The organism is Streptomyces olindensis, from assembly GCF_040645895.1.
In the GTDB taxonomy this organism is placed as follows: domain Bacteria; phylum Actinomycetota; class Actinomycetes; order Streptomycetales; family Streptomycetaceae; genus Streptomyces; species Streptomyces olindensis.
On record NZ_JBEYZD010000002.1, the window covers coordinates 78,614 to 101,306 of the forward strand.

Sequence of the window (22,693 nt, forward strand, 5' to 3'; positions counted from 1 at the left end):
GGACCGGAGACGAGCCCGAATGACACGCCATCTGCTGCGCACCGCCGTCGCCACGGCCCTGGCCCTCGGCGCCCTCGGCCCGGCCGGACCGGCCCTGGCCTCCCCCTCCTCGGACGGGGTGCACACCGTCCGGGTGCCGGGCGGCGATCCGCACGAGCGGTCCCTCGCACCGCGCACCACCGAGCCGTTCAGCATGCTCGGCATCACCTGGGACGACCCGGACGCGGCCCTCGACGGCACCGCCCAGGTGCGCACCCGCTCCCGCGAGAGCGGCGCGTGGAGCCCGTGGCGCGCCCTGGACACCGACGTGCGGACGCCCGAGACCGGCCCCGACCGCGACGGCGCCTCGGTGCGCGGCGGCACCCAGCCGCTGTGGGCCGGGCCCTCGGACGGCGTCCAGGTGAGCGTCTCGGGCTCCCGGCTGCCCGCGGGGCTGCGCGTCGAACTGGTCGACCCCGAGGGCGGGGCGGAGGCCGTGCACACCGCCGTCGTCGAGCCGGACCTCGTCGAACCGGACGTCCCGCCGGCCGTCGTCGGCCCGGCCGCCGGAGCGCCCTCGGCCGAGCGCCCCGCCATGACGCCGCGCTCCGCCTGGGGCGCCGACGAGTCCCTGGTGAAGGACCCGCCCTCCTACACCGCCGACACCCAGGCGCTGTTCGTCCACCACACGGCGGGCACCAACGACTACACCTGCGAGGAGTCCGCGTCGATCGTGCGCGGCGTGTTCCTGTACCACGTGCGCGGCAACGGCTGGAACGACATCGGCTACCACTTCCTCGTCGACAAGTGCGGCACCGTCTTCGAGGGCCGCGCGGGCGGCGTCGACAAGCCCGTCCTCGGCGCGCACACCTACGGCTTCAACACCGCCACCAGCAGCGTCTCCGTGCTCGGCGACTACACCACGGCGACCACGAACACCGCGGTGCGCGAGTCGGTCGCCAAGGTCGCCGCCTGGAAGCTCGGCCTGTACGGACTCGACCCGACCGGGACGACGGTGCTGACCGCCGGCGCCGACAACGGCAAGTACAAGCTGGGCCAGAAGGTCACGCTGCACCGCGTCTCCGGGCACCGCGACGGCTACCCGACCGCGTGCCCCGGCCAGAACCTCTACGACGACCTGCCCGAGATCCGCGCCCTCGCCGGGAACGCCGGCAAGCCCACCGAACCCGCCCCGGAGCCGACCGGCCCCGGGACCGAGGCCGTGCTCGGCCGCTGAACCTACCGCCGGGGCGCGGAGTTCACCGCGTCCCGGCACAGCAGCCGCAGCGACCCGTGCCCGGCGTAGGCGCGCCGGGCCTCGTCGATCGGGTCCCACAGGCGCCCGTCGGGGGTGCGGATCCAGTGGTCGCCGCCGGTCGCCCACCACTCGGCGCCGGTCTGACGCGCCATCACCTCACCGGCGTAGGCGCCGAATCCGCGCAGCACCTCCGCCACGGCCGCGTAGGGCGCCCCTTCCCGCCGTATCCCCTCGATCATCCGGTCGATGCTCCACAGGCTCTGCGCCGAGTAGTCGAGGCGCAGCCGTGCCCCCTCGCGCATCGTCGCCACCGTGTCCGCCGCCCACCTGAGCGGCTTCGACGCCGCCGACGGCCTGGTCTCCGCTTGAGTCGTCACACCCCGAGAAGCGCTGTGACGCGGGCTTTCGTCACGCGGAACCGGCGGCTTCCCGCAACCGGCGCAGGACCGCCCCACCTCGCTCAAGGGACGGTCACAGGACCCTTCCAGAAACGGGGGTTTGGGCCGGTCAGAGGCGTCGGAAGCCCCGTTTTCAGCCCTGTTGCCGGGTTCGCCGCGACACCACGGCGCGCAGCACCCGCCGGCCCTCCGTCGAGATCTCCAGCGCCCGGCGCAGCCCGGCCTGGCCGTGCCCGGCCAGGACCTCCAGCACGACGATCTGGCGGCGCAGTTCCGCGGCGACGAGCGGCGACATGCCCTCCGTACGGCCCTCGCGGCGTACGGCGACGGACGAGGCCTCGTCCTCGGCGGTGTCGAGGAGGCGGTGGATCTGGAGGGAGGCGACGGAGCAGGCGTCGGCCCACACCCGCACCTCGGCGGCGGCCCGCCCGGCGGGAACGGCCTCGAGCATCCGGTGGGCGAGCAGGACCGCCTCGTCCTCGGCGCCCGCGCCGTCCAGCTTCCCGCGCGCCTGCTCCAGCCGCTCGCCCCACTCCTCGGCGCCGGCGCCGTCGGTGAGGCTCGCCCACAGCGGGCGCAGGATCTCGTCGTCGCCGCCCAGCAGGGGCACACACCGATCCAAACAAGCCAGCCCGCTCGCGGCCAGCCCGCGTTCATCGGCCTGTGCGATCAACTCCACCAGGCTCATCCACGCCTCCCTCCGCGGGCCTTCTCCAGGGCCCTATCAGGCCGCTTCCAGCCCTCACCCCTTACGGAACCCGCACTTCCCCTTACTGCGTGCGACGGCCCCGGAGTGTCACAGGGGCACCACGCCCAGCCTGTCGAGGAAACGGAACAAGAGGTTTTCGGCCAGGGGATCGGGGTCTGACGTCAGTACGTCCAGAAGCGCGTCGGCGTTCACCTCGTGTCCGGCCTCGGCGGCCCAGCGGACGGCGCGCTCGGCGGCGTCGCCGGGTTCCAGGAAGTAGTCCTCCAGCGTGAGGCCCTCCCGGTCGGCCCCGAGGTACCCGGCCATGGCGGCCCGTCCGAGGCAGGTCGTCCAGGCCCCGCTCTCCGGCCCGGCGGCCTCCAGCACCACGCACGCGCTGTTCATGACGTACCCGAAGAGCGCGGGCGCCCCGGTCTCCCGGGCGAGGACGTTCATGTTGCCGACGTCGCCGTCCCCGCTCGGGTACTCCCAGAGCTGCCACCCGCCCGGCGCCGAGCCGCGCCGCGTCAGGCCGTCACCGGCCTCCGCCAGCGCGTCCAGCTCCGCGAGCGGCCGGTCCCCCCGGCCCACGACGAAGTAACCCCAGTAGCCCATGTCCCGGTTCCCCCCGGCATATTCGATTCGGCTCCCGTCAGAAGACCACCACAGCCGTACGAAAGTTCGCAGCCATATGGGCCAATGCGTGCCGGGTCAGCCGAGCCTGTCCGCCAGTGCCCGGAACTGCGCCCAGGACAGCTCGGGCCGGTCGGGATCCCACAGCTTCTGCACGGTCGCCCGCAGCGGCATCCGGATCCCGGCCGCCACCTGGTCCTGCGTCTGGGCGTTCGGGCGGTCGCCCCAGACGGCGAAGGAGCCGCCGAGGATCTGCCCGTCGTAGCGCTCCGGCACGGCCGTGGTGCCGCGCAGCACCCGCGGCGTCCACTGCTCGTAGATCCGCTGCCCCGTCGGGTAGACGAACGTCTGCGGCTCGCCGAGCACGTAGTAGAGGAACTCGTCGTTGTAGTTGATCACCTTGCGGCCCGCGCTCAGGTACTCCGCGGGCTGCCGGGCGCCGATCTCCTTGCCCGTCCAGTAGGCGACCCGGATGTCCTTGGCGGCCTCGACGGACGTGCCGCGGAAGAAGCCGTCGTTCCAGGCGAGCGGGGTGCGCTGGTGCTTGCGGACGGTGGCGGCCCGGTCGTTGAGCCAGCCGGTGGTCAGGTCGGCGACCGTCGCGCCGGAGCCGTACTGCTCGCGGGCGGCGGCGGCCAGCTGCGGGAAGGACGCCTCCGGGTTCGAGCGGGTCAGCGCCTGGTACTCGTCGCCGCCGAGGTGCCAGGGCCCGCCGGGGAAGAGGTCCGCGTACTCGTCGAGCAGGTCGTCGACGATGTCGGCGCTCTCGCTCTTGGAGATGTCGATCGCGCCCTGCACCGGCGACCCCTGCGCGCTGCGCAGCTGGAGGTCGGGGTGGGCGTCGAGAACCGCGCCGAGGTGCCCGGGCGAGTCGATCTCGGGCACGACGGTGATGTGCCGGCTCTTCGCGAGGTCGACGATCTTCCGCACCTGCGCCTTGGTCAGGTGCTGCTGGGACACGACCTCCGGATGCGAGGCGGACTCGATCCGGAAGCCCTGGTCGTCGGAGAAGTGCAGCCCCAGCTGGTTGAACTTCAGGTCGCCCAGTTCCCGGATCCGGTCCTCGATCCAGCCGGCCGTGTAGTTCTTGCGCGCGATGTCCAGCATGAACCCGCGCTGCGCCTTGGCCGGCTCGTCGCGCACCACGCCCTCGGGCGCCGTCCCGCCGTCGTGCGCCGCCTGCTTGAGCGTGCGGGTGCCGTAGAAGACGCCGGCCTCGGCGGGCCCGCTGATCTCCACCCGCCCGTCGCGCACGGTCATCACGTACGACTCCGGGTTCGCGCCCTCATCGTCGTTCAGGCTGAGCCGCAGGTCACCGGCCCGCTTGTCGCTCTTCTCGCCCTGGTACGACAGCCCCAGCTCCCCGGCGACCAGCCGCCCCTCGTCGGCCAGCGCCGGGTCGTCCACGACCACGCGGTGGCCCTTCTCGGGACGCCAGCCCGGGCCGCGCGCCGGGGTGTGGTCGCGCACGGCGGGGATGGTGCGGGGCGCCTCGGACAGCGGGTACGAGCGGGTCGGACTGGGGCTGGTGGGCGCGGCCGCGGCACCGCCCCGGGAGGCTCTGGCCTCCGGCCCGGTGGCGCCGCCCTCACCGCCCGAGGCCGCCCAGAGCCCGAGACTCACCCCGGCCGCGACCACGACCAGGGCTACCGCCGTGGCCACGACCAGCACCTGCCGCTGCTTTCCCTGCTTCGCCGAAGTCCGGCGCCTGTGCTGACTCACACGGCCAACCTAAGACCCGACCTCGCCCGGCGCGCGTCCACCACGCGTGCCGAAACTCTCTCTCCCGGGTGAAATTCGGGCATCCGTCGGACACGTCATGGTCGTACTCGATAGCGTGACGTCACATCTCTCACAACATGCCCTGCCGACACACGTGACGCCCACGAGGACCCACGCTGCCTGCGCACCGTCTCCCAGACCTCCCCGGCCGACTCGCCATACCGGTGGAGCACTTCAACGCAGCCTCCGCCGAGGATCTGGAGCAGACCCTCCTCAGCTGCCTCCGCAGCCCGCGCTGGGCCGGGCGTGTCGCGGAGCACCGTCCCTACCCGGACCTCGACTCCCTGCTCGCCGCCGCGGACGAGGCGGCCTACGACCTCACCTGGGCCGACCTGACCGAGGCCCTGGCCAGTGAGTCCCTGCCGCCGCTCCCGCCGGACACCTACTCCGCGGCCCACACGGCGCTCAGCGCGGCGCACGCCGCCTACGAGGCCCGCTTCGGCCACGTGTTCGTCATCTGCCTGGACGGCGTGGCCCCGGAAGAGGTCCTCGACCGCCTCCTCGAAGCCATCCGGTCACGATTGACGAACGATCCGGAGGAGGAGCGGGCCGTGACGGCGGACGAACTCCGGCGCCTCGCCAGGGAGCGTCTGCTGACTGCCCTCAGGGGCGCGGGGAACTGCGCGATCAACCACTGACGGCCCGCACCCGGCCGCCCTGGGCGCACCCCACACCCCTTGGCCGCACTAGCCCACCTGTACCTCTTTGCGTGCCAGTTTGATCACACCCCGGACCCCCCGCTCAGCCCAGCGGCAGCGCCTCGCTACGATGCTGGGGGCCGGTGGACCGTACCCGGCCGGGCCCGACCGACACACCAAGCCGGCGCGGCCCCAATCCCCGCTCCCGGAGGAAACTTCCGTGCCGGCTGGAACGCTGTACCGCGGCCGGGAAGGAATGTGGTCCTGGGTGGCTCATCGAGTCACCGGCGTCCTCATTTTCTTCTTCCTGTTCGTTCACGTGCTGGACACCGCTCTCGTGCGGGTGTCCCCGGAGGCCTACGACACCGTCGTGGCCACGTACAAGACGCCGATCGTCGCGCTGCTGGAGTACGGCCTCGTCGCCGCCATCCTCTTCCACGCGCTCAACGGCCTGCGTGTCATCGCCGTCGACTTCTGGATCAAGGGCGCCCGCTACCAGAAGCAGATGCTCTGGACGGTCGTCGCCCTGTGGGTCGTGCTGATGCTCGGGGCGATCTACCCCGTCCTCGGCCACGCCGCTCGTGAACTGTTCGGGAGCTGACGCCAATGTCCACGACCGATAAGACCGCCGTCGGCGTCGGCCCCGTCGAGGGCGGCGCCGTCTACACCGTCGACAACCCGGCCCCCTTCATCGAGGCCCCGCGCAAGCGCACCAAGAAGACCCCGAAGACCACCCGGGGCAACTTCGAGCTGGCCGCCTGGCTGTTCATGCGCCTGTCCGGCGTCGTGCTGGTCGTGCTGGTCCTCGGCCACCTGCTGATCCAGCTCGTGCTGGACGGCGGCGTCTCCAAGATCGGCTTCGCCTTCGTGGCGGGCCGCTGGGCGAGCCCCTTCTGGCAGGTCTGGGACCTCCTCATGCTCTGGCTCGCGATGCTGCACGGCGCCAACGGCCTGCGCACGGTCATCAACGACTACGCGGAGCGCGCGAACACCCGGCTGTGGCTCAAGGGCCTGCTCTACACGGCCACGGTGTTCACCATCCTGCTGGGCACGCTGGTGATCTTCACCTTCGACCCGAACATCCGCTAGGCACGGGGCTGCGAGAATCATGAAGATCCACAAGTACGACACCGTCATCGTCGGCGCCGGTGGCGCGGGCATGCGCGCGGCCATCGAGTCCACCAAGCGCAGCCGCACGGCCGTCCTGACGAAGCTCTACCCCACCCGCTCCCACACGGGCGCCGCGCAGGGCGGCATGGCCGCCGCGCTGGCCAACGTGGAGGAGGACAACTGGGAGTGGCACACCTTCGACACGGTCAAGGGCGGTGACTACCTGGTCGACCAGGACGCCGCCGAGATCCTCGCGAAGGAGGCCATCGACTCCGTCCTCGACCTGGAGAAGATGGGCCTGCCGTTCAACCGCACCCCGAACGGCACCATCGACCAGCGCCGCTTCGGCGGTCACAGCCGCAACCACGGCGAGGCCCCGGTCCGCCGCTCCTGCTACGCGGCCGACCGCACCGGCCACATGATCCTCCAGACGCTGTACCAGAACTGCGTCAAGGAGGGCGTGGAGTTCTACAACGAGTTCTACGTCCTGGACCAGCTGATCACCGAGGTCGACGGCGTCAAGAAGTCCTCCGGTGTGGTGGCGTACGAGCTGGCCACCGGCGAGATCCACGTCTTCCACGCGAAGTCCGTGATCTACGCCTCCGGCGGCTGCGGCAAGTTCTTCAAGGTGACGTCCAACGCGCACACGCTGACCGGTGACGGCCAGGCGGCCGTCTACCGCCGGGGTCTGCCGCTGGAGGACATGGAGTTCTTCCAGTTCCACCCGACCGGCATCTGGCGCATGGGCATCCTGCTGACGGAGGGCGCCCGCGGTGAGGGCGGCATCCTCCGCAACAAGGACGGCGAGCGCTTCATGGAGAAGTACGCGCCGGTCATGAAGGACCTCGCGTCCCGTGACGTCGTCTCGCGCTCCATCTACACGGAGATCCGCGAGGGCCGCGGCTGCGGCCCCGAGGGCGACCACGTCTACCTCGACCTCACGCACCTCCCGCCGGAGCAGCTGGACGCCAAGCTCCCGGACATCACCGAGTTCGCGCGCACGTACCTCGGCATCGAGCCCTACACGGACCCGATCCCGATCCAGCCCACCGCGCACTACGCCATGGGCGGCATCCCGACCAACGTCGAGGGTGAGGTCCTGGCGGACAACACCACGGTCGTCCCGGGCCTGTACGCGGCCGGCGAGGTCGCCTGCGTGTCCGTGCACGGCGCCAACCGCCTCGGCACCAACTCGCTGCTGGACATCAACGTCTTCGGCAAGCGCGCGGGCATCGCCGCCGCGGAGTACGCGCAGAAGGCGGACTTCGTCGAGCTGCCCGAGAACCCGGCGGAGCTCGTGCTGGAGCAGGTGGAGCGGCTGCGCAACTCCACCGGTTCCGAGCGGGTGTCGGTCCTGCGGCGCGAGTTGCAGGAGACCATGGACGCGAACGTCATGGTGTTCCGCACCGAGCAGACCATCAAGACGGCGGTCGAGAAGATCGCGGAGCTGCGCGAGCGCTACAAGAACGTGGCAATCCAGGACAAGGGCAAGCGGTTCAACACGGACCTGCTGGAGGCCATCGAGCTGGGCAACCTGCTCGACCTGGCCGAGGTCATGGCGGTCTCCGCGCTGGCCCGCAAGGAGTCCCGCGGCGGTCACTACCGCGAGGACTACCCGAACCGCGACGACGTCAACTTCATGCGGCACACCATGGCGTACCGCGAGGTCGGCGCCGACGGCTCCGAAACCGTCCGTCTCGACTACAAGCCGGTCGTCCAGACCCGCTACCAGCCGATGGAGCGTAAGTACTGATGGCTACCCCCGTTCTGGACAAGGAAGACGCGGCCGGCAAGCCCGAGCCCGGTTTCGCCGACTCCCCCTACATCACGGTCACCTTCCGGGTCCGCCGCTTCAACCCGGAGGTCTCGGCGGACGCCACCTGGGAGGACTTCCAGGTCGAGATCGACCCGAAGGAGCGCGTCCTCGACGCCCTCCACAAGATCAAGTGGGAGCTCGACGGCACGCTGACGTTCCGCCGGTCCTGCGCGCACGGCATCTGCGGCTCGGACGCCATGCGGATCAACGGCAAGAACCGCCTGGCCTGCAAGACGCTGATCAAGGACATCAACCCCGAGAAGCCGATCACGGTCGAGGCCATCAAGGGCCTGACGGTCCTGAAGGACCTCGTGGTCGACATGGAGCCGTTCTTCCAGGCGTACCGGGACGTCATGCCCTTCCTCATCACGAAGGACACGAACGAGCCCACGCGGGAGCGGCTGCAGTCCGCCGAGGACCGCGAGCGCTTCGACGACACCACGAAGTGCATCCTCTGCGCGGCCTGCACCACGTCGTGCCCGGTCTTCTGGAACGACGGCCAGTACTTCGGCCCGGCCGCCATCGTCAACGCGCACCGCTTCATCTTCGACTCGCGTGACGAGGCGGGCGAGCAGCGCCTGGAGATCCTCAACGACCGCGACGGCGTGTGGCGCTGCCGCACGACCTTCAACTGCACGGACGCCTGCCCGCGCGGCATCGAGGTCACGAAGGCGATCGCCGAGGTGAAGAGGGCGCTGATCACGCGCCGCTACTGAGCCCGACCGCTTGACCGCTGGTCCGCTGGACCGAGAAGGCCCTGTCACCGCTTGGTGACGGGGCCTTCTGTTGTTGAACATGTTCAAAAAGAGGTCTACAGTCATACCCGACAGCGTTTTGAACGTGTTCAAGAAGGGTGGGGGCAATGGACCGCACGGTCGTCGCCTACGTCATCTACCTGGTCGTCAGCATCGGGCTGACCATCTGGGTGGCCCGCACGCTCAGCCGTAACGGGAGGGTCTTCCTCGCCGACGTCCTGCACGGCAACGAAAAGCTCGCCGACGCCGTCAACCACCTCCTGGTGGTCGGCTTCTACCTGGTCAACCTCGGGTTCGTCGCCCTGTACCTGAGCGGCGACGAGACCATCACCGACACGCGCGGGGTCTTCGAGGCCCTGTCGACCAAGCTCGGCGTGGTGCTGCTGGTGCTCGGCGTGATGCACCTGGCCAACGTCTACGTGCTCAACCGGATCCGGCGCCGGGGCGCCATGGAGCGGGAGCAGGTGCCGCCGGTGCCGCCGCAGGGCTGGGTCGCCCCGCAGGCCCGGGCCTGAGCGGAGACCGGCACATGAACGCCACCGCGCAGGGCCCACGACCGGGCGCCGCCCCGGTCCGCCGGCTCACCGTCCTGTACGACGCCGAGTGCTCCCTGTGCACGTTCCTGCGCGACTGGCTCCGGCGGCAGGCCCAGCTCGTGCCGCTGGAGCTGGTCCCGGCCGGCTCCGAGGAGGCCCGGCGCCGCCACCCCGGCCTCGACCACGGCCGCACCCTCGACGAGATCACCGTCGTGGGTGACGCCGGGCAGGTCTACCAGGGCCCCGCCGCCTGGGTCGTCACCCTGTGGGCGCTCAGGGAACACCGGCCGCTCGCCCACCGGCTGAGCACGCCGTCGGGTGCCCGGCTCGCCAGGGGCGCCGTGCTCGCCGCCGCCAAGTGGCGCGGGGCCCGGCGGCACCGGGGGCGGCAGGGCGGGGCCCAGTGGGGCGGCCGGGTGTACCGGCGGGCGGACGGGTGGGCGTACGACCCGGACGGCGGCTGGACCCACGCCGCCCCGGGCTGCGCCGACGGCGGCTGCGCCCCTGACCGGGTGCCCGGGCGCGGACGTTAGGCTCTCTTCCCGTGCCCGCGAAGAACGACGGCCCCGACGACGGCGCCCACCCGACGAAGTCCGAGCAGACCCGCGCTCTGATCCTGGAGACGGCCATGCGGCTGTTCCAGGAGAACGGCTACGACAAGACGACGATGCGGGCCATCGCCAAGGAGGCCGGGGTCTCCGTCGGCAACGCGTACTACTACTTCGCGGGCAAGGAGCACCTGATCCAGGGCTTCTACGACCGGATCGCCGCCGAACACCAGGTGGCGGTCCGGGAGATCCTGGAGCGGGAGACCGACCTGGAGGCGCGTCTCGCGGGTGTGCTGCGGGCGTGGCTGGACATCGCCGCGCCGTACCACGAGTTCGCGGTGCAGTTCTTCAAGAACGCCGCCGACCCGGACAGCCCGCTCAGCCCCTTCTCGCCCGAGTCGGAGCACGCGCGCGAGGAGGCCATCAGCGTGCACCGGGAGGTGCTGGCCGGGGCGACGAAGACCAAGGTGGCCGAGGAACTGCGGGGCATCCTCCCCGAGTTGATGTGGCTGTCCCAGATGGGCCTCTGCCTGTACTGGATCTTCGACCGGACCGAGGGGCGGGAGCGCAGCTACCGGCTCGCCGAGCGCGGCGCCCGGCTCACCGCGCGGGGCGTCGCCCTGGCCCGCTTCCGGGTACTGCGGCCGCTCGTGCGCGAGGTGCACGAGCTGTTCACGGACTTCCTGCCGGGGATGACCCGGGCCGTCCCGGACCCGGCCGCGCGGCGCGGCGACACCCCCTAGGGGCCCTTGTTGGCCTGTCGTCAGATCCCCGTGAGGCTCCAGAGGCGGAACACACCCGTGCCGTCCGAGAGGTACTGGCCGCCGCCGATGTCCTCGGTGGTGACGACGTACTCCTTCGCCTGCCACAGCGGCAGCACCGGCACGTCCTGCGCGACCGTCTGCTGCACGGCGCGGAAGTCCTGGTCGGCCTCGCCGCGGTCGGCGTAGCGCCGGCTGTCGGTGATGAGCCGGTCGACCTTCCGGTTGCTGTAGCCGGTGTTCATGGCGCTGCCGGTGCCGACGAGCGCGGCGCCGAAGGTGTCGGGGTCGGGGAAGTCGGCGACCCAGCCGACGGCGTACGCGTCGAGCCTGCCGCTCGCCCACCGCTTCTGGAAGTCGGTCCACTCGTAGCCCTGGACGGTGACCTTGAACAGGCCGCTCGCCTCCAGCTCCCGCTTGATCTCGGCGGCCTCCTGGGCACCGGCGCCGCGCCCCTCGGCGTAGCCGTAGGTGAAGCGGACCGGCAGGGTCACGCCGGCCTCGGTGAGGAGCTGCCGCGCCTTCTTCGGGTCCTGCTTCGGGTAGTCGTCGAAGAAGGAGGCGGTGTGGCCGTTGAGGCCGGCCGGGATCAGCGAGTACAGCGGGTCGACGGTCCCGTCGTACACGGTGGCGGCCAGCCGTTCGCGGTCGATGAGCCAGGCCATGGCCTGCCGGACCTTCGGGTCGTGCAGGGGCTTGCCCTTGCGGGTGTTGAAGTACAGGTTCCGGGTCTCGGAGCCGTCCGCCTCGAAGACGCGCTGGGCGGGGTCGCTGGGGTTCAGGCCGGCGAGGACGTCGGGCGGCAGCTGGTCGGTCGCCACCTCGATCCGCTTGTCCTTCCAGGCGGTGTTCAGGGCATCCGGGTCGGCGTAGTAGCGCAGTTCGACGGGCCGGTCCGCGCCGCCCTTGACGGCGCCCTGGTAGTGCCGGTTGGGTGCGAGGACCGCCGTCCTGTCCTTCGTGTACGAGGTGAGGGTGTACGGGCCCGTGCCGTCGGCACCGTCGCCGGTGCGCAGCTTGCCGGCCGGGTACGCGGTGTGGTCGACGATCGAGCCGGCGCCGGTGGCCACCTTGAACGGGAACGTGGCGTCGGGCGAGGACAGGTGGAAGGTGACGGTCATGCCGTCGGCGTCCACGGAACGCAGGGTCTCCAGCAGGGATGCCGGGCCGACGGGGGACTTGATGCGCAGGATCCGGTCGAAGGAGTACTTCACGTCCTCGGCGGTCATCGTCCGGCCGCTGGGGAAGGTGAGGCCGGAGCGCAGTTCGCAGCGGTACGTGGTCAGGTCGCCGTTCGTGAAGGAGCAGCTCTTCGCCGCGTCCGGCACGGGTGCGGTGCCGCCCGGCGCGAAGGTAAGCAGCGACTGGAAGACGTTGCTGAACAGCGCCCACGATCCGGCGTCGTAGGCGCCGGCGGGGTCGAGCGAGGTGACGGCGTCGGTCGTGCCGACCGAGATGGTGCCGCTGTCCTTCTTCGGCGGCACGAGCTGCCAGGCTCCCACTCCCACGGCCGCCAGGACGAGCAGCCCCGCGAGTATCCGTATGCGAACCGATCGCATCGGCCCTGTCCTTCCCCGGGCCGTCGGGCCCCTGTGCGTACGCCACACCCCTTCGTGGCGGCCTCACCCAATCACAGGTGTTTGACCCGGGGGAAGAGAGATCTGCCGAGTTGGGAAAGACCTTACCGATGGGCGGTTCGGTCCGGTTTCACAGGGTTCCCACAGCGTCAGGCCTGCTTCGACGCCAGCTCGATCAGCGTGACGTCCGACGGGGCGCCGACGCGGGTGGGCGGGCCCCAGGCGCCCGCGCCGCGGGAGACGTAGAGCTGGGTGTCGCCGTAGCGTTCCAGGCCCGCGACGGTCGGGTTGGCGGCGGCCGCGAGGAGATTTCCGGGCCAGAGCTGGCCGCCGTGGGTGTGGCCGGAGAGCTGGAGGTCGACGCCGTGCTCGACGGCGTCGTGGATCTGGACGGGCTGGTGGGCGAGGAGCACGCACGCGCGTGCCGTGTCCCGGTCGCCGAGGGCCCGGGCGTAGTCGGGGCCCTGGCCCTCGTCCTCGCCGGCGACGTCGTTGACTCCCGCCAGGTCGAAGTACGGCATCTCCCTGCGGGCGTTCTCCAGGGGGGTGAGGCCGAGGCGTCGGACCTCCTCGACCCACTGCTCGGCGCCCGAGAAGTACTCGTGGTTCCCGGTGACGAAGTAGGACCCGTGACGGGCCTTCAGCTGGGCCAGCGGAGCCGCCGCGGGGCCCAGGTCCTTCACGCTGCCGTCGACCAGGTCGCCGACGACCGCGATCAGGTCGGGCTGGGTCGCGTTGATCGTGTCGACGACCTTCTGGGCGAAGCCGCGGCCCAGGACCGGGCCGAGGTGGACGTCGCTGACCACGGCGATCCGGTACCCGTGCGCGGCGCGCGGCAGTTTGGCCAGGGGCACGGTGACCCGCTTCACCTTCGGCCCGCGCAGCACGCCGTACGTGCCGTAGCCCACGGTGCCGACGGCGGCGGCCGCGGCGGCCCCGCCGACGACCCGGGAGACGAAGAGGCGCCGGGAGGGCCCGGCGGACGCGGGCGCGGCGGCCCCGGCCGCGCCGGGGGTGTCGAGCGGCTCGGCCGAGCCCTGGGGGGCGGCGGGCACGGGATCCGGCTGCGGCGGGGGCGCGGTGGCGGAGGCGACCACGGCCCCGGACCCACCGGCAGGGGCCTCCGCGCTGGCACCGGCACGGGCACCGGCACCGGCCTCCGCGCTGGCACCGGCACCGGACGCACCTGCACCCGCACTGACACCGGCCGCGCCCGCTCCCCCCTGCGGGGCCGTGCCCGGCGGGGTGGCGAGCGGTGTCCCGGTGTCCGGCTCCACCGGAAGGCTCCGCGCCGACGCCCGCGCCTTCGCCCGCCGTTCCAGGAACCACCGCAGCAGCGGCCGTACGACCTCTCCCGCCAGTACCCCGAGGAACAGGTATATCGACAGGGCCAGCCACAGGAAGCCCGGCCAGGCGAGTACCTGCTGGAGCCAGAAGGGGGCGCCCGAGCGTTCCGCGACCAAGGCCGTGATCGCGAGGACCCAGCCGCCGGCGACCAGCACCGCGCCCGCGCGGCGGGCGAGCCCCGGACCCCGGGTGGTGTCACGGAACAGGCGGCGCCACACGTACCAGTTGGCCGTCACGAGGACGGCCAGGACGAGTGTCGCGACGAGCACGAAGACGATGGCCACGGTGTCGTGTCTCCCGATCGGTGTTATGACGTCCGGCGCAGTGCGCGCAGACCACGCAACCCGATGGCCCCGACGGCCGTCCCCAATACGAAGGAAACGACGGCGAGCAGCAGGTGCACGTAGAAGTAGGCCGTGGGATGACCGTCGTTGAAGGCGAGCCCGCTGCTGTCCTTGACAAGGTTCTTGACGAAAGTGATCCAGATGACCCAGCTCCACACCCCGAAGGCGAGCAGGAACCAGGAGACGGGGCGGCTGAGCTTCATGAGTCCAGTATCGCCAGAGCCTGTCCGGTTCCGTTCGCGGGGTGGGGCCGGAGGCGGGACTTCCCTGCGTACGGCATGTACGTTTCCGACCGTGCCCGCTCCGAAGAAGACCGCCAGGCGATCCCTGCTGGTCACCTCCGCCGTCCTGTCGTCCCTCGCCCTGGCCGCGCCCGCCGCCGTCGCGGCCCCGAGCCCGTCGCCGAGCCCCTCGGGCAGCCCGTCGGCGAGCCCCTCGGCCACTCCCCCGGCGTCGATGTCGACCGTGGGCGGCGCCCGGCTCGGGCAGCCGGGGACGCAGGTGAACCTGGCGAGCGGCGTGCCGGTGCTGCCGAAGGACGTCAGCGCCCGCTCCTGGATCGTCGCCGACGCCGAGACGGGTGACGTGCTGGCCGCGCACAACGCGCACTGGCGCCTCGCCCCGGCGAGCACGCTGAAGATGCTGTTCGCGGACACGCTGCTGCCGAAGTTCCCCCGGACCGCCCAGCACAAGGTCGCCCCCTCCGACCTGGCCGGCATCGGCTCGGGCTCCAGCATGGTCGGGATAAAGGAGGACGAGACCTACACGGTCCACGACCTCTGGCTGGGCGTCTTCCTGCGCTCCGGCAACGACGCCGTGCACGTGCTGTCCGCGATGAACAAGGGCGTCGAGAACACCGTCAGGGAGATGAACGAGCACGCCGAGGAGCTCCAGGCCCTCGACACGCACGTGGTCAGCCCGGACGGCTACGACGCCGAGGGGCAGGTCTCCTCCGCGTACGACCTGACGCTGATCGCCCGCTCGGGGATGCAGAAGAAGGACTTCCGCGAGTACGCCTCGACGGTCACCGCGAAGTTCCCCGGCGAGACGAAGAAGGACAAGAAGGGCAAGACGGTCCGCAAGTCCTTCGAGATCCAGAACACCAACCGGCTGCTGGCCGGGGACTCGGACGTCCCCGTCTACCAGGGCATCGCCGGCGTCAAGAACGGCAACACCACCAACGCGGGAGCCACCTTCACCGGGGTCGCCGAGCGGAACGGCAAGGTGCTGCTGGTCACGGTCATGAACCCGGAGAAGGACGAGCACAACGAGGTCTACAAGGAGACCGCCCGGCTGTTCGACTGGGGCTTCAAGGCGGCCGGGAAGGTGCAGCCGGTGGGCGAGCTGGTGCCGCCGAAGAGCGCCGCGCGGGCCAGTGCCCAGCCGGGCGCGAACCCCTCCGGCGAGGCCGGTGGCTCCGGGGACGGCGGCAGCGGCACGGCCGGGACCGGCGCCAAGCCGGTGGCCAGCGCCCCGGCCGCGGACGGCTCCAGCGGCATCGGGGTCGCGCTCGGCATCACCGGGGGTGTGCTGGTGCTCCTCGCGGGCGGCGCGTTCCTGGTCAACCGCCGGTGGCCGCTGCCGGATCTGGTGCGCCGCCGGACTCGCCCGTGACGGCCGGGAGTTCCTCCTGCTTGCTCTGCGTCGCCGTCCAGGAGGCGCAGAACAGCACCAGCTTCGAGGTGAAGTTGATCCACAGCAGCAGCGCCACGGGCACGCCGAACGCGCCGTACATGCTCTTCGCGGCCACGCCCTGGAGGTAGCCGCTGAGCAGCAGCTTCAGCAGTTCGAAGCCGACCGCGCCGGTCAGCGCCGCCACGAACAGGCGGTGGCGCGTCGGCTCGACGCCGGGCAGCAGCGTCAGCACGTAGAGCAGCAGCAGGAAGTCGGCGAGGACGGCGACCAGGAACGCGGCGACGTGCAGCAGGGCCCCGCCCCAGCCGCCCTCGTCGATGCCGAGCTGGCGGGTGATCCAGCCGATCATCGCGGAGGCGACGGCCGAGGCGGCGATGGTGACGAGGAGCGCGCCGCCGAGGCCGATCAGGACGCCCGCGTCCTTGCCGTACCGCAGGACGGGGTTCTCCTCCTCGTCGGGCAGCTCCCACACCGCGCGCAGGCACTCGCGCATGGAGCCGGCCCAGCTGATGCCGGTGAACAGCAGCACCGCGCCCGCGATCAGGCCGACCGTGCCGGCGTTGTCCACCAGTCCGGCGATGTCCAGCTGGTCGGAGATGCCGGGCACCTGCTCGGCGATCTTGTCCTGCAGCGCGTTCTGCTGCTCCGTGCTGAGCGTGGCGGCGGCGATGGTGGCGGCCACGGTCAGCAGCGGGAACAGCGCGACGAAGCTGGTGAAGGTCATCGCGGCGGCCAGCCGCGTCCACTTCACGCGGTCCAGCCGCTCGTACGACCGCCACGCATGGGTGATCATCAGCCGCTCCGCCCACGGTCCGACCACCGGGAGCCTTTTCAGCCAGTCCATGATCCGACTCTGCCCTCCGCCCGGAACACCCATGTACGGGTACCCCAGAACCGCAGGACTGTGGCCAGGGCCATGCCGACGACCGCGCCGGAGACGGTGTCGGCGCGCCGGGAGGTGAGCCCGAGGCCGTAGTGGCTGACGGCGAGGCAGAGGAGCTGGACGGCGGCCCCGGCGAGGTTCACCGCGAAGAACACGGCGAACGGGCGCAGCCCCCTGGCCCGCGCGGTCCGGTAGGGGCCGAGGGCGTTGCCCGCGTAGGCGACGGCGCAGGCGGCCACGAAGGACAGGGCCTTGGCGGTGAGCGGGTCGAGTGCGGCGGGGCCGCGCAGGTACGTGAAGAGGGCCAGGTCCACGGCGTAGGCGAGGAGACCGACGACGGCGAAGCCCAGCAGCTCGTGGCGGCCGGGGGCCGGGGGGCTCGGCCACGCGCGCGGGGTCACCAGTTGGCCACCGCCAGGCCGTACATCGTCACCCAGGCCAGGCCGATGAGGGCGAGCGCCCGGTCGCGCAGGACGACGTCCTCGGGTTCCCCGGCCGTGCCGCGGTCGGCGAACACGGCGTACCGGAGGACCGCGAGGATGAAGGCGACCATGGACAGCTGCCGCCAGGGCAGCACGCTGGTGTGCGGGACGCCGCCCTCCTCCATGGCCCACAGGCAGTAGCCGAGGACGGCGGCACCGGCCGCGAGCTGCCAGACGAAACGGAGGTAGCCGGTGGTGTACTCGGTGAGCAACGCGCGCGTGGCGCCCGCTTTTCCGGCCATCTGCACGGCCTCCGAGTAGCGCTTGGCCGACACCATGAACAGCGCGCCGAACCCGGTCGTGATCAGGAACCAGCGCGACAGCGGGATGCCGAGGGCGAGTCCGCCGGCCATGGCCCGCATCAGGAACCCGGTGGTGACGACGGCCAGGTCGACGACGAGGACGTGCTTGAGGCTGATGCAGTAGGCCAGTTGCATGGCGAGGTAGGCCGTCAGCAGGGCGGCGACGGCCGGACCGCACAGCCAGGCCGCGGCGCAGGGCGCGAGGACGCCGAGGGCGCCGCCGACGGCGTAGGCGACGGGCACGGGGACCTGTCCGGCGGCGACCGGGCGGTGCCGTTTGACGGGGTGGGCACGGTCGGCGTCGGCGTCGCGGGCGTCGTTGACGAGGTAGACGGCGGCGGCGCAGGCGGTGAACAGGACGAAGACCAGGGCGAGCCGGATCAGGGCGTGCCGGGAGAACAGCTCGCCCGCGGCGGCCGGGGCCGCGACCACGAGGACGTTCTTGACCCACTGCCGGGGGCGCGCGGTCCTGACGAGACCGGCCAGGAGACCGCCCCCGCGGGAGGGCGCGGAGGGCTGCTCGGGGGCGCGCTGGGGCAGGACGGCCGTCTCACTCATGGTGGGCGCCTCCGTTCACCCAGCGGGCGCCCAGGCGGGCCGTGAGGGCGCCGAGGGCGGCGCCGGCCGCGACGTCGGAGGGGTAGTGGACACCGACGACCAGGCGGGAGACGCACACGGCGGCGGCGAGCGGCGGGACCGCGCGGGCCCCGAGGGCGCCGAAGGCCACGGCGGCGGCCGCGGCGGAGGTGGCGTGGGAGCTGGGGAAGGAGTGCCGGCCGGCGGTGCGCACCAGGGGCTCGACGTGCGCGGGGCGCGGGCGGCGCACGATCCGCTTCACCCCCATGCTGACGAGGTGCGCCCCCGCGGTGAGGGCCGTGCCGCGCAGCCAGGCGCCGCGTCTCCTGCCGTCCACGGCGGCTGAGGCGAGCCCCGCCGCCAGCCACAGCGCCGCGTGCTCCCCCGCCCAGGACAGGGCGCGTGCGGCCCCGGCCACGCGCGGGTCGGTGCCGCACGCCCTGAGCGCCGAAACGATCCGGTGGTCCATGTCGTGCAGGTCGTCGAGGTCGTCCATGTGGACTCACTGTTCACGCCCACCTGGCCTGAACTCCGGCAATATTGAGCGACATCCCATTAATCACCCGTTTCGGGGAGGGATGCCATGTTCTCGAACTAATAGCTCACACCAGGGCGATACGGTCACCGACATGTCTGCCGACACCGATTCCGCCCCGGACGTCATGGGCTTGGACCACACCACCGTCACCGGCTGGGGCCGCACCGCCCCCAGCGCCGCCCGGCTGATCCGCCCGCGGACGTACGAGGAGGCCGCGGCGGCCGTCCGGGAGTGCGGGGCCCGCGGCGGGATCCCCCGGGGCCTGGGACGGGCGTACGGGGACGCCGCGCAGAACGCGGGCGGGGCCGTGCTCGACATGACGGGCCTGGACCGGGTCCACGCGATCGACGCCGACGGCGGCACCGTGCTGTGCGACGCGGGCGTCTCCCTGCACCGGCTGATGGAAGTGCTGCTGCCGCTGGGCTGGTTCGTGCCGGTCACCCCGGGCACGCGCTATGTCACCGTCGGCGGGGCGATCGGCGCCGACATCCACGGCAAGAACCACCACGTCTCGGGCTCCTTCGCCCGGCACGTGCTCGCCCTCGAACTGCTCACCGCGGACGGCGAGATCCGCACGGTGATCCCCGGCACGCCCCTGTTCGACGCCACCGCGGGCGGCATGGGCCTGACCGGGGTGATCCTCACCGCGACGATCCGGCTCCAGCCGGTGGAGACCTCGCTGATGTCGGTCGACACCGAACGGGCGGCGGACCTCGACGACCTGATGGCCCGGCTGGCCGCCACCGACCACCGCTACCGCTACTCGGTCGCCTGGATCGACCTGCTGGCCCGGGGCGCCGCGACCGGCCGCGCGGTCCTCACCCGCGGCGACCACGCGCCCCTGGACGCGCTCCCCGCCCGCCTGCGCCGCGACGCGCTGTCCTTCCGCACCTCCCGCCTCCCGTCCGCGCCCGCGCTCCTGCCCGAGGGCCTGCTCACCCGCACGACCGTGGGCCTGTTCAACGAGCTCTGGTACCGCAAGGCTCCCCGCGCCCGGGCCGGTCGACTCCAGCGGATCTCCGCCTTCTTCCACCCCCTGGACGGCGTGCCCCACTGGAACCGTGTGTACGGCCAAGGCGGCTTCGTGCAGTACCAGTTCGTCGTCGGCTACGGCCAGGAGGACGCCCTGCGCCGCATCGTGCGCCGGATCTCCGAACGCCGCTGCCCGTCCTTCCTCGCCGTCCTCAAGCGCTTCGGGGAGTCCGACCCCGGCTGGCTGTCCTTCCCCGTGCCGGGCTGGACGCTGGCGCTGGACATCCCGGCGGGTCTGCCCGGGCTCGGCGCGTTCCTCGACGAACTCGACGAGGAGGTCGCCGCCGCCGGCGGGCGCGTCTACCTCGCCAAGGACGCCCGGCTGCGCCCGGAGCTGCTCGCGGCGATGTACCCGCGCCTCGACGACTTCCGCACCCTGCGCGCCGAACTGGACCCGCACGGGGTCTTCGTGTCCGACCTGTCCCGCCGCCTCGGTCTCTAGGCACCGGAAACCAGGCAACCCCTAGGAGCTGTCATGAAGGACGCCTTCGGCCTCCCCCAGTCCCTGCTCGTCCTCGGCGGTACGTCCGAGATCGCGCTGGCCACCGCCCGCCGGCTGATCGCCCGCCGCACCCGCACGGTCTGGCTGGCGGGCCGCCCCTCGCCCGCGCTGGAGGAGGCCGCCGGGCAGTTGCGCGGCCTCGGCGCCGATGTGCACACCGTCGCGTTCGACGCGCTCGACCCGGCCTCCCACGAGGCCGTGCTCGGCAAGATCTTCGCCGAGGGCGACATCGACATGGTGCTGCTCGCCTTCGGGCTGCTCGGCGACCAGGCTCGTGACGAACGGGAGCCGGAGGCGGCGGTGCGGGTCGCGCAGACCAACTACACCGGCGCGGTCTCGGCGGGCCTGGTGTGCGCCCGCGCGCTCCAGTCCCAGGGGCACGGCTCGCTGGTCGTGCTGTCGTCCGTCGCGGGCGAGCGGGCCCGCCGCGCCAACTTCATCTACGGCTCCAGCAAGGCCGGCCTGGACGCCTTTGCCCAGGGCCTGGGCGACGCGCTGCACGGCACGGGCGTGCACGTCATGGTCGTACGCCCCGGCTTCGTCCGGACCCGGATGACCGCCGGCCTCCCCGAGGCGCCCCTCGCCACCACGCCCGAGGCGGTCGCCACGGCCGTGGAACTGGGTCTGCGACGCCGCTCGGAGACGGTGTGGGTCCCGGGCGCGCTGCGGGTGGTGATGTCGGCACTGCGGCATCTGCCGCGGGGGGTGTTCCGGCGGTTGCCGATCTGAGAGGGGGTGGCTGCGGACCCGCCGGCGGATCAGCGCGTGGGGACCGAGCCCCGTTCCACGCGGCCGGCCTGGGGCGGGACCACCGAGCCGCCGCCGAACGTGAACTCGCGCAGCTTGCGCCACACGCCGTCGGCGCCCTGTTCGTAGAGGGCGAAGCCGGTGCAGGGCCACTCGGCCTCGTAGCCGGCGAGTTCCTCGAAGGCGCGGTCCATGGCCGCCTCGTCGATGCCGTGGGCGACGGTGACGTGCGGGTGGTACGGGAACTGCAGTTCGCGTGCGACCGGCCCGGCGGGGTCGCGGACCTGCTGCTGCAGCTCGGTGCAGGCCTCCGCGCCCGCGACGACGCGGACGAACACCACCGGCGACAGGGGCCGGAAGGTGCCCGTGCCGGACAGGCGCATGGGGAACGGCCGGCCGGCCGCGGCGACCTCGGTCAGATGGGCCTCGACGGCCGGCAGGACGGTCTCGTCGATCTCCGTCGGCGGCAGCAGGGTGACGTGCGTGGGGATGCCGTGAGCCGCGGCGTCGCCGAAGCCCGCGCGCAGCTGCTGGAGCTCGCTGCCGTGAGGCTCCGGGACCGCGATCGAGACACCGATCGTTACGGTCCCCACATCGTCTCCTGTCGGTTCAGTTAGCGGGCCGCTGATACGACCACCCGGTTATCGACTGTACGGCCACGACCCGGTTACAGGCAGGCGCAACCGGAGTGATGTACAGCGCTGTGCGGTGGTACGGCTGCGCGCGGGGGCGGGTTCAGTGCTTGGCGGGCAGGAAGCCGACCCTGTCGTACGCCTGGGCGAGGGTCTCCGCGGCGACCGCGCGGGCCTTCTCGGCGCCCTTGGCCAGGATCGAGTCGAGCGTCTCGGAGTCGTCCAGGTACTGCTGCGTGCGCTCCCGGAACGGCGTCACGAACTCGACCATGATCTCGGCGAGGTCCGTCTTGAGCGCGCCGTACATCTTGCCCTCGTACTCCTGCTCCAGCTCGGCGATCGACGTGCCGGTGAGCGTGGAGTGGATGGTGAGGAGGTTCGACACGCCGGGCTTGTTCTCCGCGTCGTAGCGGATCACCGTGTCCGTGTCGGTGACCGCGCTCTTGACCTTCTTCGCCGTGGCCTTCGGCTCGTCGAGGAGGTTGATGAGGCCCTTCGGCGTGGACGCCGACTTGCTCATCTTGATCGACGGGTCCTGAAGGTCGTAGATCTTCGCCGTCTCCTTGAGGATGTACGGCTTCGGGACGGTGAAGGTGGGGCCGAAGCGGCCGTTGAAGCGCTCGGCGAGGTCGCGGGTGAGCTCGACGTGCTGGCGCTGGTCCTCGCCGACGGGGACCTCGTTCGCCTGGTAGAGCAGGATGTCCGCGACCTGGAGGATCGGGTACGTGAACAGGCCGACCGAGGCGCGCTCGGCGCCCTGCCGGGCGGCCTTGTCCTTGAACTGGGTCATCCGGCTGGCCTCGCCGAAGCCGGTGAGGCAGTTCATGATCCAGGCGAGCTGGGCGTGCTCGGGGACGTGGCTCTGGACGAACAGCGTGCACCGGTCCGGGTCCAGCCCCGCGGCCAGCAGCTGGGCGGCGGCCAGGCGGGTGTTGGCGCGCAGGTCCTCGGGGTCCTGCGGGATGGTGATCGCGTGCAGGTCGACGACCATGTAGAACGCGTCGTGGGTCTCCTGCAGGGCCACCCACTGGCGGACGGCGCCGAGGTAGTTGCCGAGGTGGAACGAGCCGGCGGTGGGCTGGATGCCGGAGAGCACGCGGGGTCGGTCAGAGGCCATGCTCACCATTCTCTCAGGTCCCGGAGGGCGATCCGGAACTGGTCCGAAACAGGGGGGAACCGATCCGTGCCCGGCGG

The 22,693-nt window shown here is 71.9% G+C and carries 25 protein-coding genes; 12 read left to right on the forward strand and 13 right to left on the reverse strand.

Annotated features, from left to right (window positions below; genetic code table 11):
* Positions 1 to 19: 19 nt before the first annotated feature.
* The gene (locus ABZ948_RS01495; protein ID WP_359756212.1) at positions 20 to 1,216 is read left to right on the forward strand and encodes an N-acetylmuramoyl-L-alanine amidase; all 1,197 of its coding nucleotides are present in this window, start codon (positions 20 to 22) and stop codon (positions 1,214 to 1,216) included.
* A 2-nt stretch (positions 1,217 to 1,218) separates the two neighbouring features.
* On the opposite strand, the gene ABZ948_RS01500 is transcribed toward ABZ948_RS01495, so the two are convergent.
* The 4 genes from ABZ948_RS01500 to ABZ948_RS01515 form a co-directional block, all read right to left on the reverse strand.
* Positions 1,219 to 1,614 carry a hypothetical protein gene (locus ABZ948_RS01500; RefSeq protein ID WP_359756214.1) on the reverse strand — a complete coding sequence of 132 codons (396 nt, stop codon included), beginning with the start codon at positions 1,612 to 1,614 and terminating at the stop codon, positions 1,219 to 1,221.
* A 154-nt stretch (positions 1,615 to 1,768) separates the two neighbouring features.
* Positions 1,769 to 2,323 carry a hypothetical protein gene (locus tag ABZ948_RS01505; protein ID WP_359756215.1) on the reverse strand — a complete coding sequence of 185 codons (555 nt, stop codon included), beginning with the start codon at positions 2,321 to 2,323 and terminating at the stop codon, positions 1,769 to 1,771.
* A gap of 108 nt (positions 2,324 to 2,431) precedes the next feature.
* Entirely contained in the window at positions 2,432 to 2,938 is a 507-nt protein-coding gene (locus ABZ948_RS01510) for a hypothetical protein (protein ID WP_359756217.1), read from the reverse strand.
* Positions 2,939 to 3,034: 96 nt separating this feature from the next.
* Positions 3,035 to 4,678 carry a beta-N-acetylhexosaminidase gene (locus ABZ948_RS01515; protein WP_359756218.1) on the reverse strand — a complete coding sequence of 548 codons (1,644 nt, stop codon included), beginning with the start codon at positions 4,676 to 4,678 and terminating at the stop codon, positions 3,035 to 3,037.
* A gap of 224 nt (positions 4,679 to 4,902) precedes the next feature.
* Between ABZ948_RS01515 and ABZ948_RS01520 the strand changes: the two genes are divergently transcribed.
* The 8 genes from ABZ948_RS01520 (at position 4,903) to ABZ948_RS01555 (ending at position 10,884) form a co-directional block, all read left to right on the forward strand.
* Positions 4,903 to 5,376, forward strand: a complete 474-nt coding sequence (locus ABZ948_RS01520) for a 2-oxo-4-hydroxy-4-carboxy-5-ureidoimidazoline decarboxylase (RefSeq protein ID WP_359756220.1) — start codon at positions 4,903 to 4,905, stop codon at positions 5,374 to 5,376.
* Between the two features lie 220 nt (positions 5,377 to 5,596).
* The gene (gene sdhC / locus ABZ948_RS01525) at positions 5,597 to 5,977 is read left to right on the forward strand and encodes a succinate dehydrogenase, cytochrome b556 subunit (protein WP_031107855.1); all 381 of its coding nucleotides are present in this window, start codon (positions 5,597 to 5,599) and stop codon (positions 5,975 to 5,977) included.
* A 5-nt stretch (positions 5,978 to 5,982) separates the two neighbouring features.
* Positions 5,983 to 6,465, forward strand: coding sequence for a succinate dehydrogenase hydrophobic membrane anchor subunit (locus ABZ948_RS01530; RefSeq protein ID WP_359756221.1), 483 nt, complete (start codon positions 5,983 to 5,985; stop codon positions 6,463 to 6,465).
* A gap of 19 nt (positions 6,466 to 6,484) precedes the next feature.
* Positions 6,485 to 8,239 carry a succinate dehydrogenase flavoprotein subunit gene (gene sdhA, locus ABZ948_RS01535; RefSeq protein WP_359756223.1) on the forward strand — a complete coding sequence of 585 codons (1,755 nt, stop codon included), beginning with the start codon at positions 6,485 to 6,487 and terminating at the stop codon, positions 8,237 to 8,239.
* Complete coding sequence (locus ABZ948_RS01540) at positions 8,239 to 9,018, forward strand: succinate dehydrogenase iron-sulfur subunit (protein WP_359756225.1); 780 nt, start codon at positions 8,239 to 8,241, stop codon at positions 9,016 to 9,018. The genes sdhA and ABZ948_RS01540 overlap by 1 nt, the downstream gene beginning before the upstream one ends.
* A gap of 146 nt (positions 9,019 to 9,164) precedes the next feature.
* Entirely contained in the window at positions 9,165 to 9,572 is a 408-nt protein-coding gene (locus tag ABZ948_RS01545; protein WP_359756227.1) for a hypothetical protein, read from the forward strand.
* A gap of 14 nt (positions 9,573 to 9,586) precedes the next feature.
* Complete coding sequence (locus ABZ948_RS01550; protein WP_359756229.1) at positions 9,587 to 10,126, forward strand: thiol-disulfide oxidoreductase DCC family protein; 540 nt, start codon at positions 9,587 to 9,589, stop codon at positions 10,124 to 10,126.
* A gap of 11 nt (positions 10,127 to 10,137) precedes the next feature.
* Positions 10,138 to 10,884, forward strand: a complete 747-nt coding sequence (locus ABZ948_RS01555) for a TetR/AcrR family transcriptional regulator (protein WP_359756231.1) — start codon at positions 10,138 to 10,140, stop codon at positions 10,882 to 10,884.
* 20 nt (positions 10,885 to 10,904) lie between these two features.
* On the opposite strand, the gene ABZ948_RS01560 is transcribed toward ABZ948_RS01555, so the two are convergent.
* The 3 genes from ABZ948_RS01560 to ABZ948_RS01570 form a co-directional block, all read right to left on the reverse strand.
* On the reverse strand, positions 10,905 to 12,461 hold the full coding sequence (locus ABZ948_RS01560; protein ID WP_359756233.1) for an ABC transporter substrate-binding protein: 1,557 nt from the start codon (positions 12,459 to 12,461) through the stop codon (positions 10,905 to 10,907).
* A gap of 167 nt (positions 12,462 to 12,628) precedes the next feature.
* A complete protein-coding gene (locus tag ABZ948_RS01565; RefSeq protein ID WP_359756235.1) occupies positions 12,629 to 14,110 on the reverse strand; it encodes a metallophosphoesterase in 1,482 nt (493 codons plus the stop codon).
* 23 nt (positions 14,111 to 14,133) lie between these two features.
* Positions 14,134 to 14,373, reverse strand: a complete 240-nt coding sequence (locus ABZ948_RS01570; protein WP_359756237.1) for an SCO4848 family membrane protein — start codon at positions 14,371 to 14,373, stop codon at positions 14,134 to 14,136.
* Between the two features lie 91 nt (positions 14,374 to 14,464).
* Here ABZ948_RS01570 and ABZ948_RS01575 point away from each other — a divergent pair, with 91 nt between their 5' ends.
* A complete protein-coding gene (locus ABZ948_RS01575) occupies positions 14,465 to 15,784 on the forward strand; it encodes a D-alanyl-D-alanine carboxypeptidase family protein (RefSeq protein WP_359756238.1) in 1,320 nt (439 codons plus the stop codon).
* Here the strand turns inward: ABZ948_RS01575 and ABZ948_RS01580 are convergent.
* From ABZ948_RS01580 to ABZ948_RS01595, 4 genes are read right to left on the reverse strand one after another with little or no spacing between them, the layout of a single operon-like run.
* Positions 15,732 to 16,649, reverse strand: coding sequence for a YihY/virulence factor BrkB family protein (locus ABZ948_RS01580; RefSeq protein ID WP_359756239.1), 918 nt, complete (start codon positions 16,647 to 16,649; stop codon positions 15,732 to 15,734). The two genes, ABZ948_RS01575 and ABZ948_RS01580, sit on opposite strands and share 53 nt — an antisense overlap.
* Positions 16,637 to 17,089, reverse strand: a complete 453-nt coding sequence (locus ABZ948_RS01585) for a GtrA family protein (RefSeq protein ID WP_359756241.1) — start codon at positions 17,087 to 17,089, stop codon at positions 16,637 to 16,639. The genes ABZ948_RS01580 and ABZ948_RS01585 overlap by 13 nt, the downstream gene beginning before the upstream one ends.
* Positions 17,086 to 18,030 carry a decaprenyl-phosphate phosphoribosyltransferase gene (locus ABZ948_RS01590; RefSeq protein WP_359756242.1) on the reverse strand — a complete coding sequence of 315 codons (945 nt, stop codon included), beginning with the start codon at positions 18,028 to 18,030 and terminating at the stop codon, positions 17,086 to 17,088. Before ABZ948_RS01590 ends, ABZ948_RS01585 begins: the two co-directional genes overlap by 4 nt.
* Positions 18,023 to 18,544, reverse strand: coding sequence for a phosphatase PAP2 family protein (locus tag ABZ948_RS01595; RefSeq protein WP_359756244.1), 522 nt, complete (start codon positions 18,542 to 18,544; stop codon positions 18,023 to 18,025). The genes ABZ948_RS01590 and ABZ948_RS01595 overlap by 8 nt, the downstream gene beginning before the upstream one ends.
* Before the next feature lie 133 nt (positions 18,545 to 18,677).
* Between ABZ948_RS01595 and dprE1 the strand changes: the two genes are divergently transcribed.
* Together dprE1 and dprE2 are read left to right on the forward strand one after the other, a co-directional pair.
* Positions 18,678 to 20,060, forward strand: a complete 1,383-nt coding sequence (gene dprE1, locus ABZ948_RS01600; RefSeq protein WP_359756245.1) for a decaprenylphosphoryl-beta-D-ribose oxidase — start codon at positions 18,678 to 18,680, stop codon at positions 20,058 to 20,060.
* Between the two features lie 33 nt (positions 20,061 to 20,093).
* Positions 20,094 to 20,849 (forward strand): decaprenylphospho-beta-D-erythro-pentofuranosid-2-ulose 2-reductase, encoded by a 756-nt coding sequence (gene dprE2, locus ABZ948_RS01605; RefSeq protein ID WP_031119875.1) that lies wholly within the window; start codon positions 20,094 to 20,096, stop codon positions 20,847 to 20,849.
* Positions 20,850 to 20,878: 29 nt separating this feature from the next.
* On the opposite strand, the gene ABZ948_RS01610 is transcribed toward dprE2, so the two are convergent.
* The gene (locus tag ABZ948_RS01610; protein WP_359756247.1) at positions 20,879 to 21,460 is read right to left on the reverse strand and encodes a 2'-5' RNA ligase family protein; all 582 of its coding nucleotides are present in this window, start codon (positions 21,458 to 21,460) and stop codon (positions 20,879 to 20,881) included.
* 142 nt (positions 21,461 to 21,602) lie between these two features.
* Entirely contained in the window at positions 21,603 to 22,616 is a 1,014-nt protein-coding gene (gene trpS, locus ABZ948_RS01615) for a tryptophan--tRNA ligase (RefSeq protein ID WP_359756249.1), read from the reverse strand.
* Positions 22,617 to 22,693: the final 77 nt, after the last annotated feature.